The 13,130-nt window shown below is 72.3% G+C and carries 14 protein-coding genes and 1 pseudogene; 4 read left to right on the forward strand and 11 right to left on the reverse strand.

The features are described 5' to 3' along the window. Positions 1-41: 41 nt before the first annotated feature. Complete coding sequence (locus BM051_RS04400) at positions 42-1,313, reverse strand: extracellular catalytic domain type 2 short-chain-length polyhydroxyalkanoate depolymerase (RefSeq protein WP_177216885.1); 1,272 nt, start codon at positions 1,311-1,313, stop codon at positions 42-44. A gap of 210 nt (positions 1,314-1,523) precedes the next feature. Here BM051_RS04400 and BM051_RS04405 point away from each other — a divergent pair, with 210 nt between their 5' ends. Then, a complete protein-coding gene (locus BM051_RS04405) occupies positions 1,524-2,342 on the forward strand; it encodes a hotdog fold thioesterase (protein ID WP_092528165.1) in 819 nt (272 codons plus the stop codon). Positions 2,343-2,366: 24 nt separating this feature from the next. Here BM051_RS04405 and BM051_RS04410 read toward each other — a convergent pair whose 3' ends face one another. The 3 genes from BM051_RS04410 to BM051_RS04415 form a co-directional block, all read right to left on the reverse strand. Continuing rightward, positions 2,367-2,894: a peptide deformylase gene (locus BM051_RS04410; protein WP_092528167.1), complete on the reverse strand. Its 528-nt coding sequence runs from the start codon at positions 2,892-2,894 to the stop codon at positions 2,367-2,369. 486 nt (positions 2,895-3,380) lie between these two features. Next, positions 3,381-3,557, reverse strand: a complete 177-nt coding sequence (locus tag BM051_RS28920) for a hypothetical protein (RefSeq protein WP_166677723.1) — start codon at positions 3,555-3,557, stop codon at positions 3,381-3,383. Between the two features lie 176 nt (positions 3,558-3,733). Further along, positions 3,734-4,651, reverse strand: a complete 918-nt coding sequence (locus BM051_RS04415; RefSeq protein WP_092528169.1) for a LysR family transcriptional regulator ArgP — start codon at positions 4,649-4,651, stop codon at positions 3,734-3,736. A 68-nt stretch (positions 4,652-4,719) separates the two neighbouring features. Between BM051_RS04415 and BM051_RS04420 the strand changes: the two genes are divergently transcribed. Continuing rightward, entirely contained in the window at positions 4,720-5,331 is a 612-nt protein-coding gene (locus tag BM051_RS04420) for a LysE/ArgO family amino acid transporter (protein ID WP_243859544.1), read from the forward strand. A 74-nt stretch (positions 5,332-5,405) separates the two neighbouring features. Next, positions 5,406-6,335: an LLM class flavin-dependent oxidoreductase gene (locus BM051_RS04425; RefSeq protein WP_092528538.1), complete on the forward strand. Its 930-nt coding sequence runs from the start codon at positions 5,406-5,408 to the stop codon at positions 6,333-6,335. A gap of 793 nt (positions 6,336-7,128) precedes the next feature. Here BM051_RS04425 and BM051_RS04430 read toward each other — a convergent pair. Together BM051_RS04430 and BM051_RS04435 are read right to left on the reverse strand one after the other, a co-directional pair. Next, a complete protein-coding gene (locus tag BM051_RS04430; RefSeq protein WP_092528171.1) occupies positions 7,129-7,866 on the reverse strand; it encodes a hypothetical protein in 738 nt (245 codons plus the stop codon). Between the two features lie 48 nt (positions 7,867-7,914). Continuing rightward, entirely contained in the window at positions 7,915-9,051 is a 1,137-nt protein-coding gene (locus BM051_RS04435) for an FAD-dependent oxidoreductase (protein ID WP_092528173.1), read from the reverse strand. A gap of 92 nt (positions 9,052-9,143) precedes the next feature. On the opposite strand from BM051_RS04435, the gene BM051_RS04440 reads away from it, so the two are divergent. After that, positions 9,144-9,698: a TetR/AcrR family transcriptional regulator gene (locus tag BM051_RS04440; protein ID WP_092528175.1), complete on the forward strand. Its 555-nt coding sequence runs from the start codon at positions 9,144-9,146 to the stop codon at positions 9,696-9,698. Between the two features lie 15 nt (positions 9,699-9,713). Here BM051_RS04440 and BM051_RS04445 read toward each other — a convergent pair whose 3' ends face one another. The 5 genes and pseudogenes from BM051_RS04445 to BM051_RS04460 all read right to left on the reverse strand — a co-directional run bounded on the left by BM051_RS04445 (position 9,714) and on the right by BM051_RS04460 (position 13,129). Further along, entirely contained in the window at positions 9,714-10,013 is a 300-nt protein-coding gene (locus BM051_RS04445) for a DUF6506 family protein (RefSeq protein ID WP_092528177.1), read from the reverse strand. A 55-nt stretch (positions 10,014-10,068) separates the two neighbouring features. Next, on the reverse strand, positions 10,069-10,365 hold the full coding sequence (locus BM051_RS29655; protein ID WP_243859558.1) for a hypothetical protein: 297 nt from the start codon (positions 10,363-10,365) through the stop codon (positions 10,069-10,071). 86 nt (positions 10,366-10,451) lie between these two features. Continuing rightward, positions 10,452-10,574: pseudogene (locus tag BM051_RS30280) on the reverse strand (LysR family transcriptional regulator); the annotation flags it as partial. A gap of 102 nt (positions 10,575-10,676) precedes the next feature. Further along, complete coding sequence (hutI, locus tag BM051_RS04455; protein WP_092528181.1) at positions 10,677-11,834, reverse strand: imidazolonepropionase; 1,158 nt, start codon at positions 11,832-11,834, stop codon at positions 10,677-10,679. Continuing rightward, complete coding sequence (locus BM051_RS04460; RefSeq protein ID WP_092528183.1) at positions 11,825-13,129, reverse strand: formimidoylglutamate deiminase; 1,305 nt, start codon at positions 13,127-13,129, stop codon at positions 11,825-11,827. The genes hutI and BM051_RS04460 overlap by 10 nt, the downstream gene beginning before the upstream one ends. Position 13,130: the final 1 nt, after the last annotated feature.

The following is a 13,130-nucleotide window of genomic DNA, read 5'->3' on the forward strand; positions in this document are numbered from 1 at the left end:
GGGCAGGGCGGCGGCACGGTGCGGTCACCGGCCGAGTCGGGTCAGCAGGTGACCCAGTAACCGGGTTCGGTCTGCTTCAGGGTGCTGCTGGTGGCGGTGTTCCACAGGCCGAGCGGCTGGTGGGAGCCCAGGGCGTAGGTCGATCCCGTCCGGACGTAGGCGCGACCGGCGACGGTGTGGTCGTAGTTGCTCGCGGTGACACAGTCGGGCGTGGTCGGCGGGGGCTGTGTCGGATCCGTCGGATCCGTCGGATCCGTCGGATCCGTCGGGTCCGTCGGGTCGGTGCCGCCACCGGCCCCGCCCAGCGCCCTGACCATGTTCACCACCGCGGTCAGCTGCGGGCCGCTCCTGAGCGGGTACCGCGCGGACTGGTAGCCCCACCAGTCCCAGCAGCCGCGCGGGTTGCCGGCCATGGTGGTGGCCTGCGGGTAGAGCACGATCATGTCGTTGGTGTCGGCGTACTCGTTGAGGTAGCTCCCTTCCATGAGCGCGTCGCCGACCAGCCCGTGGTACTGGTAGCAGCCGTGCAGGGTGACAAGCAGCCTGCAGGGCCCGGACTCGCAGGCCCGCGGGATGTAGGCGAAGCCCTCCCTGCCCATGCTGATCGAACCGGGGTTGCCGCCGGGGACGTGGGCGCCCTGGTCGAACTGCACGAGCGTTCCGGTGAGCGCCGAGGTGGTGGCCGGCTTCACCGAGCCGAGCAGGTGGGTCAGCATCTCCCTCACGGGGTCGGCGGTACCGCATTGGTTGACGTACGGCGACGAGGTGGACGAGCAGGCGTTGGGACCGAGCGGGCTCACCCACGCGTGCCCGGCCCCGGTCGACGTGTCGTAGGCGACGTTCGCGCCGAGGTCGCGGTAGTAGGTGGCCAGGTCGTTGTTGACCGCCCGGTCGATGGTGTTGTCGTTCGTGCCGTGGAACAACCACACCGAATCGCCCGACAGGTTCGCCACCGGGTCGACGCTGCCCGCCGCGGCCCGGTCCCGGGTCAACTGGACCAGCTGCGCCGGCGTCCTGCGCGCCTGCCAGGTGTCCATGCACGCGTAGAGCGCCGTGTTCAGGCTGTTCTGCGCGCAGTCGTACGGGCCGGCGGAGAAGATGCCCGCGCCCTGGAACACGCCGGAGTAGGCCACGTGCAACTGGTTGGCCATGAACCCGCCGGACGACAGTCCACTGACGTAGGTACCGGTGATGTCGTGCTCGCCCAACGTGCCCCGGGTCGGCGGCGGCACCGCCGCCGTCGCGGTGGGCGGGAACGTCGTGGCCAGGCCAACGGCCGCCACGACGGCCAGGAGCACCTGTGTGATTCGCATATCCGCGCCTCCAACATCGCAGGGACCCACCATGCTGGAAGCACGCGGTGATCTCGACCACGGTGCCCGCCCACACATTCGGAAGGATCGAGGTGGCCGGGCCCGCCAGCGCGACCGGTGCGACCGCGGCGGCGGCGGTAGTAGCGTTCCCACGGCCACAGCCACCGGCACCGGCACCGGCACCGGCACTGAGGGGAAGGGTCAACACACATGGCGATCGAGGATGCCGAGCTCACCGGAAGCCCGTTCCTCCGCGACCTCGGCGTCGCGCGGCGGGACGGCGAGATCGTCCTGACCGTGACCGAGCCACACACCGCCTCCGGGGCCCTGCACGGCGGCGCGATCGCCGCGCTGGCCATGGTGTCGGCCCAGTCGACCCTGCGCGCCGAGGACGGCCAGCTCGCCCCGTACACCACCTCGCTGCACGTGACCTACGCCCGAGCCGGCCGGGGCACCACCTTCACCGCGGCCAGCTCGACCGTCCGGCGTGCCCGCGAGCTCGGCTTCTACCAGACCGAGGTGCGCGACGAGCACGGCGCCGTGATCGCCGGCGCGTCGAGCACCCTGTCCACCGGCCGGCACGGCGACGCCGCCGTCATGACCGCCGCCGAGCCCTCGGCACCGCTGCCCGGCGATCCCGCCGAGTTCGAGCGGGCGACCCAGGCCATCCCGTTCCACGCCGGGCGCGGCCTCCGGGTGCACGGCATCGACCACGGCGCCGTCGAGATCGGCATGGCGACCGCGGAACGCAACCTCGACGGCACGGGCCGGATTCACGAGGGCGCCCTGCTCACGCTGATCGACCTGGCCGGCACCAGCGCCCCGTGGACGCTGCCCCGCCCATCGTCGAGCGGTGCGACCATCGCCCTGCACGCCCACATCCTCGGCCCGCCGCCGGGCGGTCCGGTGGTCGCCCGCGCGCGCGTCCGCGCCCACGACGAGCGAGTCTTCTGGTGCGACGTCACCGTCTCCACGGCGGCGGACCGACGATTGTGCGCGCTGGGGCACCTCACCTACCGGTTCTCCTGACCCGATCGCCCCGGTGTGGGGCACTCACCGCCGGTACGGGCTCTCGGCACGGTGGCGGCGTTCGAACTCCCCGCGTAGGCACAGCGTCGAGGCATCGGTCATCCGATCCACCGCGAGAACGCCGTCGAGGTGGTCGAGCTCGTGCTGCAGCAACTCGCCGAGCTCGTTCTCGGCGTGCACGGTCCGCCGCCGGCCGTCGAGTCCGAGGTACTCGACGTCCACCCACACCGCCCGCCGGGCCCGGCAAAAGAACTCCAGCGAGAAGCTCAGGCAGGAGTCCCACGGCGCCCAGGTGGCCTCCGACCGGGCCACGATCCGCGGGTTGACCATCGGCCACGGGCCGTCCACGTCGAGGTAGACCAGCCGCGACGGCACCCCGATCTGCGGCGCGGCGATGCCCCGGCCGTAGCCGGTCCGCGCCACCCAGTCGGCGAGGGTGTCCCGGAGATCCGTGACCACCGCCGCCACGTCCGGCGCCGACGGATCGTCGACCTCCGCACACGGCTCGCGCAGTGCGGGGTGGCCGAGCTGGAGTGTCGCTCTCAACGGCATACCGCACATCGTATACGAAAGGCAGCGGCTCGTTCCAAGCCGCCGGCACCCGGCACCTGCCCAGGTCCCCGACATCGGTGTGGGCGCGAAGCGCAGGCCGGTGCCGTCCGCGCTCCACCACGGCACCGGCACCACGTGGTTTATCGGGTGCGGCCGCGCGTGCCGGCGGGTGACCAGCCGGCGGCACGCCGGATCCCCGGCCGGGTCGACGTAGGGGTTCGCGTCCTCGGACGCGTCGACGAAGGCGACCTCGGTGCCGTCGACGACGGTGCGGCGTACAGCGCGCCCTCGACCTCCACCCGGCCGGCGCCGAGCTCCGCCGTCTCGGCCACGGCGGCTGGCCGGCGCCGAATCGCGCCCGCGGCGAGCGGATCGGCGCCGGCAGCGGCGGGCTGGTCCGCACCAGCAGCCGAGCGTCACCGCCGGTGCACCGCGGCGCCCGCACCACCCCGTCCAGCTCGGCGAGCGGGATGACATCGCCGGCGATCAGGCGATTACCGGGTCGTGTCCGCCGTAGCGCGGCGCGCCCTCCAGCAGCCCGGCCTCCACCACCGGCTCACCGGCTTCGGCCAGCCGAACGCTCGGCCCGGCGCGCACCGTGGACGCCACGTGCCACGCGGCGCGGTAGTCGGCGACCTCGACCCAATGGGTACGGAACGCCACCCGGGTGCCGTCGGCGACAGGGTCGGCGCCGCCACGTCCACGATCTCCAGCGGGTCCACACGGGACACCACGGTGGACCGCGGCGCCGAGAGGCGGTTCGTACCCGGCCCCGTTGGCGTCGAGTCCGGCCGTCCCCCACGGTCGGTCCGCTCCACCTCGTCACCGACCGAGGATCCTCAGTGGCCGGCGCGGGTCTCCAGCACCGCCGACGCCGCGGCCGCCACGGCGTCGGCCACCGCGGCGAGCGCCGGTGAGTCGAGCTTCCACTGCTGCCAGTACAGCGCCACGTCGACCGAGCGGGCGGGGTCGAGGTCGACCAGCGCGCCGGCGCGCAGCCACGGCTCGGCCTGCGCCAACGGCACCATGCCCCAGCCCATCCCGGCGACGACCGCGTCGACGAACCCCTCGGAGGTGGGCACGTGGTGCCGGACCCGACCGGCGCCGCGCCGCCCACGGGTGAGCGTGCGGACGAACCTGTCCTGGAGGTCGTCGTACCGGTCGAAGACCACGACCGGCGCGGCGGGCAGGGCTCGGCCCAGTGGCCCGTGGCCGGTGCCCAGCCACCGGGCGACGAAGCCGGGGCTGGCCGCGGCCAGGTACCGCATCCGACCGAGCGGGCGCACCGCACAGCCGGGGACGGGGTCCGGCGACGAGGTGACGGCGGCCATCACCACACCCTCGCGCAGGAGCGTCGTGGTGCGGTCCTGGTCCTCCCGGCGCAGCTCGAAGCACACCGGCGGGTCCGCCGGCACCCGGGTCAGCGCCGGGAGGAACCAGGTGGCCAGCGAGTCGGCGTTCACCGCGATCGGCAGCCGGGCGGGCTCGGCACCGGACCCCACACCCAGCTCGGCGAGGGTGTCCCGCTCCAGCCTGGCCAGCTGGCGGGCGAACCGCACCACGACCTCACCGGACTCGGTCAACCGCACCGGCTTGGCCCGGACCAGCAGCACCCGACCGGTGCGCCGCTCCAGCGCCTTGATCCGCTGGCTCACCGCCGACGGGGTGACGTGCAACGCGGCGGCGGCCGCGTCGAGGGTGCCCTCGTCCACCACGGCGAGCAGGGTGCGCACGTGGTCCAGCGGCAGGTCGTTCATCACGATCGCTAATGGTACGTAAGAATCATTAGCTGTACTGCCGCCGCGCCGGTGCCTAGCCTCGTCGCGTGGGACCCGTTCCGCTCTCCGCCGCCGCCGGGTTCGCCACCGGCCTCTCGCTGATCATGGCCATCGGCGCGCAGAACGCCTTCGTGCTGCGGCAGGGCATCCGCCGCCACGCCGTGCTCGCGGTGGTGGTCATCTGCGCGCTGTCCGACGCGCTGCTCATCACGCTGGGCGTCGGCGGCCTCGGCGCCGTGGTGACCGCGTGGCCGGAGGCGCTGACCGTGGTCGGCCTGGTCGGTGGCGGGTTCCTGCTCTGCTACGGCGCGCTCGCCGCCCGGCGGGCGGTGCGCCCCTCCGCGCTGCACGCCGGGGGCGTGGCGGCACCATCGCGGCGGCGGGCGGTGCTCACCTGCCTCGCCGTGACCTGGCTCAACCCGCACGTCTACCTCGACACCATGCTCCTGCTGGGCTCGGTGGCCGCCGGGCACGGCACGTTCCGTTGGGCGTTCGGGCTCGGCGCGGTGTTGGCCAGCGCGTGCTGGTTCGCCGCACTCGGCTTCGGCGCGCGCCTGCTCAGCGGGTTCTTCGCCCGGCCGTCCTCGTGGCGGGTCCTCGACGGGCTCGTCGCCGGCACCATGATCACCATGGGCGTCCTGCTCGTCACCGGCACCTGAGACGGCGCGGAATAGGTCCGCGGCCGGCCGGGTTCGCCCAGGTGGCACGCCTGCTCGACCGCGGGGAGCACATCATGACCGACTACGGGCACGACCTTCGGTTCGGCACGTTCGTCACGCCCACCGTCCGGCCGGTGCGGCACGCGGTCGACCTCGCCGTCGTCGCCGACCGGGCCGGGCTAGACCTGGTCACCTTCCAGGACCACCCGTACCAACCGAGCTTCCACGACACCTGGACGCTGCTGTCCTATGTGGCCGCTCGCACGGAGCGGGTCGGGCTCAGCGGGAACGTGCTGAACCTGCCGCTGCGGCAACCGGCGGTGCTGGCCAGGGCCGCCGCCAGCCTCGACCTGCTCAGCGGCGGTCGGGTCGAGTTGGGCCTCGGCGCCGGGGCGTTCTGGGACGCGATCGAGGCGATGGGCGGTCACCGGCTCTCCCCCGGCCAGGCCAGGGTGGCGCTGGAGGAGGCCATCGCCGTCATCCGGGCCGTCTGGGCGGCCGACCGGCGCGGCGGGGTCCGGTTGAACGGCAGGCACTACCGGATCGGCGGCGCCAAGCGGGGGCCGGCACCGGCGCACGACATCGCGATCTGGGTGGGCGCCTACAAGCCGAGGATGCTCGACCTCGTCGGTCGTGTCGCGGACGGCTGGCTCCCGTCGTTGAGCTACCTGCCCGGCGGCCCCGACGACCTCACCGGGATGAACCGCGCCATCGACGAGGCGGCCGAGACGGCGGGCCGCGACCCCGCGGCGGTGCGGCGCCTGCTCAACATCTCCGGCGAGTTCGCCGGGACGAGCACCGCGTTTCTGCACGGGCCGCCGGACCAGTGGGCGGAGGAGCTCGCCGGCCTCGTCCTCGACCACGGCGTCAGCACGTTCGTCCTCGCCACCGACGACGCCGCGTCGACCGAGACCTTCGCCAAGGACGTCGCACCGGCCACCCGCGAGTTGGTCGCCGCCGAGCGGAGCCGTGGCGGGGGCAGCCAGCCGGCCGGGCGCGGGTAGGACTCCTGGTTGCCTCGGATTCCCGCGCGGCCACTCACCCGGAGCACCGAGGTCGCCGCGGAGCGGACCGAGGCGATGCGCAGCTGTCCCGAAGGGGTCCCTTTCCGGTTCCACCGCCAGCCTGGCCCTGCCGGGAGGAACGGCCACCCTCTTCCGAAGAGGGTCGAAACGATGACGGCAACGGCGGTGCCGACCATCCACGAACGGGCGAAATCCGACCCGAGGCGACCGTTCGTGCCGCCTGGACACCCGAAGTTGTCCACATCTTCTCGCGACGCCTCCACGACGCCCTGACCAGCGATAGACTGGACTCGGGGATGGCCCCCAGGGTGCGGTGGGTTACGAGGTGGGGTTCGCCGATCCGCGGGTGGGGTTCGTTGGTGCGCGTCTGCTTGTCGGGCGCACCGTCGGTGGCCGCGCCTTCGGCGGCGGGCCCGCTGGTTCCTCTCTACCCGCCCGCTCCCCCGTTCGCCCGCTCGCCCGCTCCCCCGCTCGTCCGCCCGCCGAGCACAACGGTCCTGCGCAGACGAGACCGAACGAGAACCGCAGGACTGTCGGCTCAGCTGGAAATTCCTTGTCGCCGTCGACTCCTCCGGCGCGGCGTTCACAAAGTGTTGCCGCGCCGGAGAAGGAGGTCCGCGCATGGATCGGCAAACTTGGCCGAGGATCCCAGCCCTTCGCCTGGAGGAAGGAAAGGAGAAGACATCCTCGAACTCCCGACACGCACACATCTCACGGGTTTCTGCCACTGGGCACCAGATGTGCGCGGCCGAAACGCCACTGAATTCCCCACTCAGGTCCGGCGGTAGATGATCGGCTGCGCGGCGACTCCATTGGCCTTGAAGTTGGCGAGGACGAAGCTGCGGAAGCTGGGCCGGAAGACCAAGCTGGGCAAGAACGTCCGCAGGCCGGGCCAGCTGGCGTAGTTGATGATGCCGTAGTCGGCGGGTTCCCCGTCAAGGGGGCGCATCAGGATGGAGTTGGGCAGGTCCGTCTTGGTCTGGAACCAGCCCGCCGTGTACTCCCACACGTCCAGGAGGACGTCGTTGTCGTCGGCGTAGAAGTAGTTGAACAGGAACGCGTGGTCCTGGGTCGGGTCGACATCGTCGATGCGCGCGGCGTTGCGGGCCACGATCTGGTGGGTGTGCCGGGCTTCCCGTCGCAGGGTCTCGGCCAGCTTCTGGTAGCCGGGGTCGTCGCGGAGGCCGCCCGCGGAGTCCGGACTGGTGGTGCGGATCAGCACGACGATGTCGTACCGCGCGTGCCTGCGCCCTCGCTGGTCGAGGATCTCACTGCCTTCGCCCGGTGCCCGGAGCACCGCGCGGAACACGGTGGCTTCCTCGACATCGTCGCGAGCGGTCAGGCCGGCGGCCAGTGTGCTCAGTTGGGTGGCGATCCGTTTCGTGGTACGGGTGGCCACCGGGAACAGCCCACGCCAGCGGCCGACCTCGCCGGCCAGCAGGAGGTAGCCGTTGTGATTGGGTTCGCGGAGGCTGGCCTTGACCGCGAGCCGGTCGTTGACGATCTTCATTGCTGTCACCTTTCTTCGTCTTCGAACTGATGATGTGGGGCAGTCAGCTCAGCGGCGGTAGAGCCCCGACAGTTGCCGCGCGAGCCTGCGGCGGACAGCGGGAAGCCTGCCGGCCAGACCGAGAACCAGATTGCGCAGCGGGCGGCGCCGCGCTTCCATCGTGGCCAGCGTGGTGAGCCTGCCTGCCAGCGTGACGACCTTCTCGGCGACCGGCCTTCGTGCGTTCGCGTAGTCGTCGAGCAGCTCGCTGGGCGCTCCGGTGAGGACATTGTGGAGACTCTCGCCCAGTAGCACGGCGTCCTCGATACCGAGGTTCATCCCCTGACCGCCCGCGGGGGAGTGGACATGGGCGGCATCGCCGGCCAGGAGGATGCGTCCCTGCCGGTAGCGGTCGGCGATGCGATGGTGCACCCGGAACCGGGATCCCCAGACCACCTCCCGCACGATGGCCGGATGCGCCTGCGGTCCCCGGGTGTCCAGCAACTGTTGCACGAATGCCATGTCTGGCGCCTTGGGCGCCTGGTCCACGGTGGCCACGATACGGTGCAGCCCGCCGGGCAACGGTGCCACGACGACCAGGCCGTCGGGGGAGAAGTAGAGGATGACCTCGTTGCCCTCGGCGCCGCCAGTCAGTCGCACGTCGGCGAGGGCGAACGACTCGGCGTAGGTGCCGCCGGAGAACCCGATTCCCGCTCGGTCGCGGATCACACTGTGCATGCCGTCGGCCCCGATCAGGTAGTCCGCCCGCAACTCGCTGCCGTCCTCGACCGTGGCGGTGACCCCGGTGGAGTCCTGACGCACGTCGGTCACCGTGGTCGGACGACGCACCTTGCCGCCGAGTTCCTCCAGCCTGGCGAGCAGGAACGCCTCCGTGTCCGCCTGGGACACCATCAACGTGTAGGGGTATGCGGTAGGCAGGTCGTCGAACGGGACGGGGATCAGGATTCGGTCCCTGTCCCTGATGGTGAAGCGCGGGGCAGGCACGCCGCGAGCCGTCAGCGTCGCGGCCACGCCGTAGGGCTCGAGCAGCTCCAGTGTGCGTGAGTGCACCACCGCCGCTCTCGAGGTGTTGGCGCCCTCGGCCTGCGCGTCGACCACGACGACGTCATGGCCGTGCTGGGTGAGCACGATCGCGGCGGCCAGGCCGACCGGCCCCGCGCCGATGATGAGTACGTCGCTGCTCATGATCCACTCCTGCGGTGGTCAACGGTTGTTGACTTCGACGTTAGACCGGGCTGCCACTGCAAGTCAACAGCTGTTGGCCTACACTTGTTGGCGTGCGGAGGTCAGCCGAGGAGACGAAGTCGAAGATCCTGGCCGCGGCCCGTGAACGGTTCGCCGCGGACGGCTACGACAGGGCCACCATCCGGGCGATCGCCGCGGAGGCGCACATCGACCCTGCGATGGTCATGCGGTACTTCGGCAACAAGGAGGGGCTCTTCGCGGCCGCGGCCGAGTTCGATCTGGCGCTGCCCGACCTGGCCCAAGTGCCGCGCGATCGGATCGGAAGGGCGCTGGCGACGCACTTCCTGAACCGGTGGGAAGGGGATGAGGCGCTGACCCTTCTACTGCGGGCGGCGGTGACGAATCCCACCGTCGCGGAGCGGATGCGGCAGATCTTCGCGGCCCAGTTGAGCCCCGTCGTCGCCGCGGTTTCCGAGGGGACGTCGAGTACCACCGCGCCGGTCAGGGCGGGATTGGCGGCGACCCAGGTGCTCGGCATGGCCCTGTGCCGCTACGTGCTGGCGTTCCCGCCGGTGGTGTCCATGACCCGCGAGGAGATCATCGACTGGATCGGCCCCACCCTGCAGCGCTATCTGACCGAGTCCTGAGTTCGATGGGCCGCGTCAGTTGACGATGGCGTGGACCTGGTCGATCGCCTCGGCACCACAGCCGACCGCCCCGACTGAGACCAATCCCTCGACCGCCTGGATGACTGCGGCTGTCCCCACGGGGCCGAACGCTCCGCACAGCTCGATGAGCTGCACACCTTGGGCCGCCAAGGACGTCGCCACTTCGGCGGCTTGGTCGACATGGCCCATGCCGACGAGGACTATGCGGCAGGCGCCGGTGTCCACAACGGACACGTCGCGTGCGGGATCGCAACCTTCCGCGACGTAGATCAACCCCCAGTGAACGAGTGCCATGTCTGCTCCCCATGTGGTGTGAACGGCTGTGTGCGTTCACTCCAGCTGAGATCCCTCACCGCTGTCCACGAGGTGAGGGCACACGCTCGTGCGGCAACGCCTCAGCTTTGAGGTGGGCCGCGAGATCAGCAGGGTGCTGCGCGCGCTCGTGTGCCGGATTCCACACGAGCCCGTGACGCAATCGCGGCGCGTCCCCGGCGAGCGGCACCCAGGAAAGCGCGTCGCCCGGACGCAGATCCCAGCGCGGACGCAACGCCACCACCGCTCCACCGTGGCGCAGCTCGGCCACGAACAGCCCGTGGCGGGGCGGGCCGCGCGCCACGCGGACGGCCTCGTCCGCCGCGTCGAGCACCCGTCGAGCCTGCGGCAGCAGAGCCCGCCCACTGATGTGGGTGTCATGCCGGAAGGAGTCCGACAGAACAACGCGGCTCCCAGTTCCCGTTCCAGGGCCCGGATCTGCTGGCTCGGCGAAGTCGGCTGGATCCGCAGCCGGTTCGCGGCCCGAGTGAGATGCTCCTCCTCGGCCACGGCACGGAAGTACCGCAGATGTCGCAGCTCCACCGCATACCCCCTGCCGCTGTCGTGCCAGCACGGTGACCGTACCGCCGTCGCCGAGTGCCCGATCCGCGCCGCGCGGCATCGGCCGCCGCCCGTCTACCGAGGTCAGCGGACGCGCTCGCCAGCCCGCCACACCGCCCAGGTCAGCGGCACCCCCGGCCGGTACGCGAGATGCGTCACCGACGGTGCGTCCAGCACGTGCAGGTCCGCCCGCGCCCCCACCCGGAGCACGCCCACCGCCCCCTCGCCGATGTCGCGGCGCAGTGCCCGCGCCCCGCCGGCGGTGGCGGCCCACACCGCCTCACCCACGGACATCCCCATCTGCAGCACCGCCGTGGCGACGCAGAACGCCATCGACGTCGTGTACGAGCTACCGGGATTGCAGTTGGACGCCAGCGCGACCGTCGCACCGGCGTCGAGCAGCCGGCGGGCCGGCGCCAGCGGCTGCCGGGTGGACAGGTCGCACGCCGGCAGCAACGTCGCCACCGTGGCCGAGCCCACCAGAGCATCCACATCGGAATCCGTGAGGTGGGTGCAGTGGTCCACGCTCGCGGCACCGCGGCGCACCGCGAGTTGCACTCCCGGCCCCGGACCGAGCTGGTTGCCGTGCACCCGCAGGCCGAGCCCACGATCGGCCATCGCCAGCAGCACCCGCTCCGCCCGCGCCTCGTCGAACGCCCCACTCTCGCAGAACACGTCGCCCCACTGCACGTACGGCGCCACCGCGTCCAGCATGTCCCCGCACACAAGGTCCACATAGGACTCGATGTCGGCGCCGGGTGGCACGAGGTGCGCGCCGAGGAAGGTCACCTCGTCGGCCAGCCCGGCCGCGATCCGCGCCGTCCTGGCCTCGTGCTCGACGTCGAGCCCGTAGCCGGTCTTCGTCTCCAGGTACGTGGTGCCCTGGGCGACCGCCTCGGCCACGTGCCGCCGCAGGTTCGCCGCCAGCTGAGCGTCGGAGGCGGCCCTGGTCGCCTCGACCGTGGTCGCGATCCCGCCGGCCCGGTAGGGCTGCCCGGACATCCGCGCCTCGAACTCCGCCGTGCGGTCGCCGGCGAACACCAGGTGCGTGTGGCTGTCCACCCAGCCGGGCAACGCCGCGCGCCCCTCGACGTCGACCCACTCGTCGGCCACCGGCGCCTCCGCCGACCGCCCGACCCACGCCACTCGGTCGCCCTCCAGCACCACGGCCGCGTCGGTCACCGTCCCCAGCCCGGGCTCGTTCGTGGTCAGCTCACCGATGCCCGTGACGACTACCGCCATAGCTCCTCGACCTCCCGCGCCAGCAGCGACTCCGGATGCGCGATCTGCCGGTGCGCCCGGTCGCGCACCACCTGGCGGCCGGCGACCAGCACGTCCGTCACGTCCGCGGCGGTCGCCGCGAACACCGCGCCGGCCGGGTCGACGCCGGCGGTGCGCAGCGAGCGCAGGTCGACGGTGACCAGGTCGGCGGCCGCGCCGGCGGCGATCCGGCCCACCTCCGGCCAGCCGAGCGCGGCGTGGTCGACCGCGGCGGCCATCAGCTCGGTCACGGTGAACCGGCCGCGCGTCTCGCTCGCCAGCCGCTCGTCCAGCTCCAGCGCCCGCGCCTCGGCGAACGGGTCGATCACCGCCGAGCTGTCGCTGCCGAGGCACAGCGGCGATCCGGCGTCGGCCAGCGCGCGGCCCGGCCCGATCCCGTCACCGAGATCCCGCTCGGTGGTGGGGCAGAGGCAGACCCGGGTGCCGGTGCGGCCGAGCGCCCCGATGTCGCCCTCCGTCAGGTGGGTGGCGTGCACCGCGACGGTCCGCTCCCCCAGCGCCCCCGCCTCGGCCAGCACGGCGGTCGGCGTGCGGCCATAGTGCGCGAGGCAGTCGGCGTTCTCCGCGCGCTGCTCGGACAGGTGCGCGTGCAGCGGCCGCTCCCCCGCCCACTCCACCACCACCGGGATCTGCTCGGCGGGCACCGCGCGCACCGAGTGCACCGCGGCACCCACCCGCACCAGGTCACCCTCCGGGCGGAACGTCGCCACCCGCTCGGCCCACGCCTCGGCGTCGCCGTCGCCGAAGCGCAGCTGGTGCTCGGCCAGCCCGGTGCCGAACCCGCCGGTGAGGTAGCAGGTGTCGAGCAGGGTCAGCCGGATGCCGGCGTCGGCGGCGGCCGCGACCAGCGCCGCGCTCATCGCGTTCGGGTCGGCGTAGCGGGTGCCGCCGGGAGCGTGGTGCAGGTAGTGGAACTCGCCGACGCTGGTGTAGCCGGCCAGCACCATCTCCGCGTAGACCGCCCTGGCCAGCCGGTAGTAGGACTCCGGGTCGAGCCGCCCGGCGACCGCGTACATCCGGTCCCGCCAGGTCCAGAACGTGCCGCGATCGTCGTGGGTGCGGCCGCGCAACGCGCGGTGGAAGGCGTGCGAGTGCGCGTTGGTCATGCCGGGCACGGTCAGTCCGTTAAGGATGGTCCCGGCGCGGGGCAGGTCCGGCTCGGCGGAGCGGATCCGGCCGTCCTCGACCTCGATCCGCACTCCCTCGGCCACCCCGTCGGGCAGCCACGCGTACTCGCACCAGAGCTTCGTCGCCATC

The sequence above is a fragment of the Amycolatopsis arida genome (assembly GCF_900115565.1).
In the GTDB taxonomy this organism is placed as follows: domain Bacteria; phylum Actinomycetota; class Actinomycetes; order Mycobacteriales; family Pseudonocardiaceae; genus Yuhushiella; species Yuhushiella arida.

Coding starts and splice junctions, on each gene's coding strand:
- BM051_RS04460 (WP_092528183.1), bottom strand. CDS start 13,129: ATGGCGACGAAGCTCTGGTGCGAGTACGCGTGGCTGCCCGACGGGGTG.
- BM051_RS04430 (WP_092528171.1), bottom strand. CDS start 7,866: ATGAAGATCGTCAACGACCGGCTCGCGGTCAAGGCCAGCCTCCGCGAA.
- BM051_RS04405 (WP_092528165.1), top strand. CDS start 1,524: ATGGCGATCGAGGATGCCGAGCTCACCGGAAGCCCGTTCCTCCGCGAC.
- BM051_RS04410 (WP_092528167.1), bottom strand. CDS start 2,894: ATGCCGTTGAGAGCGACACTCCAGCTCGGCCACCCCGCACTGCGCGAG.
- BM051_RS04425 (WP_092528538.1), top strand. CDS start 5,406: ATGACCGACTACGGGCACGACCTTCGGTTCGGCACGTTCGTCACGCCC.
- BM051_RS04415 (WP_092528169.1), bottom strand. CDS start 4,651: ATGAACGACCTGCCGCTGGACCACGTGCGCACCCTGCTCGCCGTGGTG.
- BM051_RS04445 (WP_092528177.1), bottom strand. CDS start 10,013: ATGGCACTCGTTCACTGGGGGTTGATCTACGTCGCGGAAGGTTGCGAT.
- BM051_RS04435 (WP_092528173.1), bottom strand. CDS start 9,051: ATGAGCAGCGACGTACTCATCATCGGCGCGGGGCCGGTCGGCCTGGCC.
- hutI (WP_092528181.1), bottom strand. CDS start 11,834: ATGGCGGTAGTCGTCACGGGCATCGGTGAGCTGACCACGAACGAGCCC.
- BM051_RS04400 (WP_177216885.1), bottom strand. CDS start 1,313: ATGCGAATCACACAGGTGCTCCTGGCCGTCGTGGCGGCCGTTGGCCTG.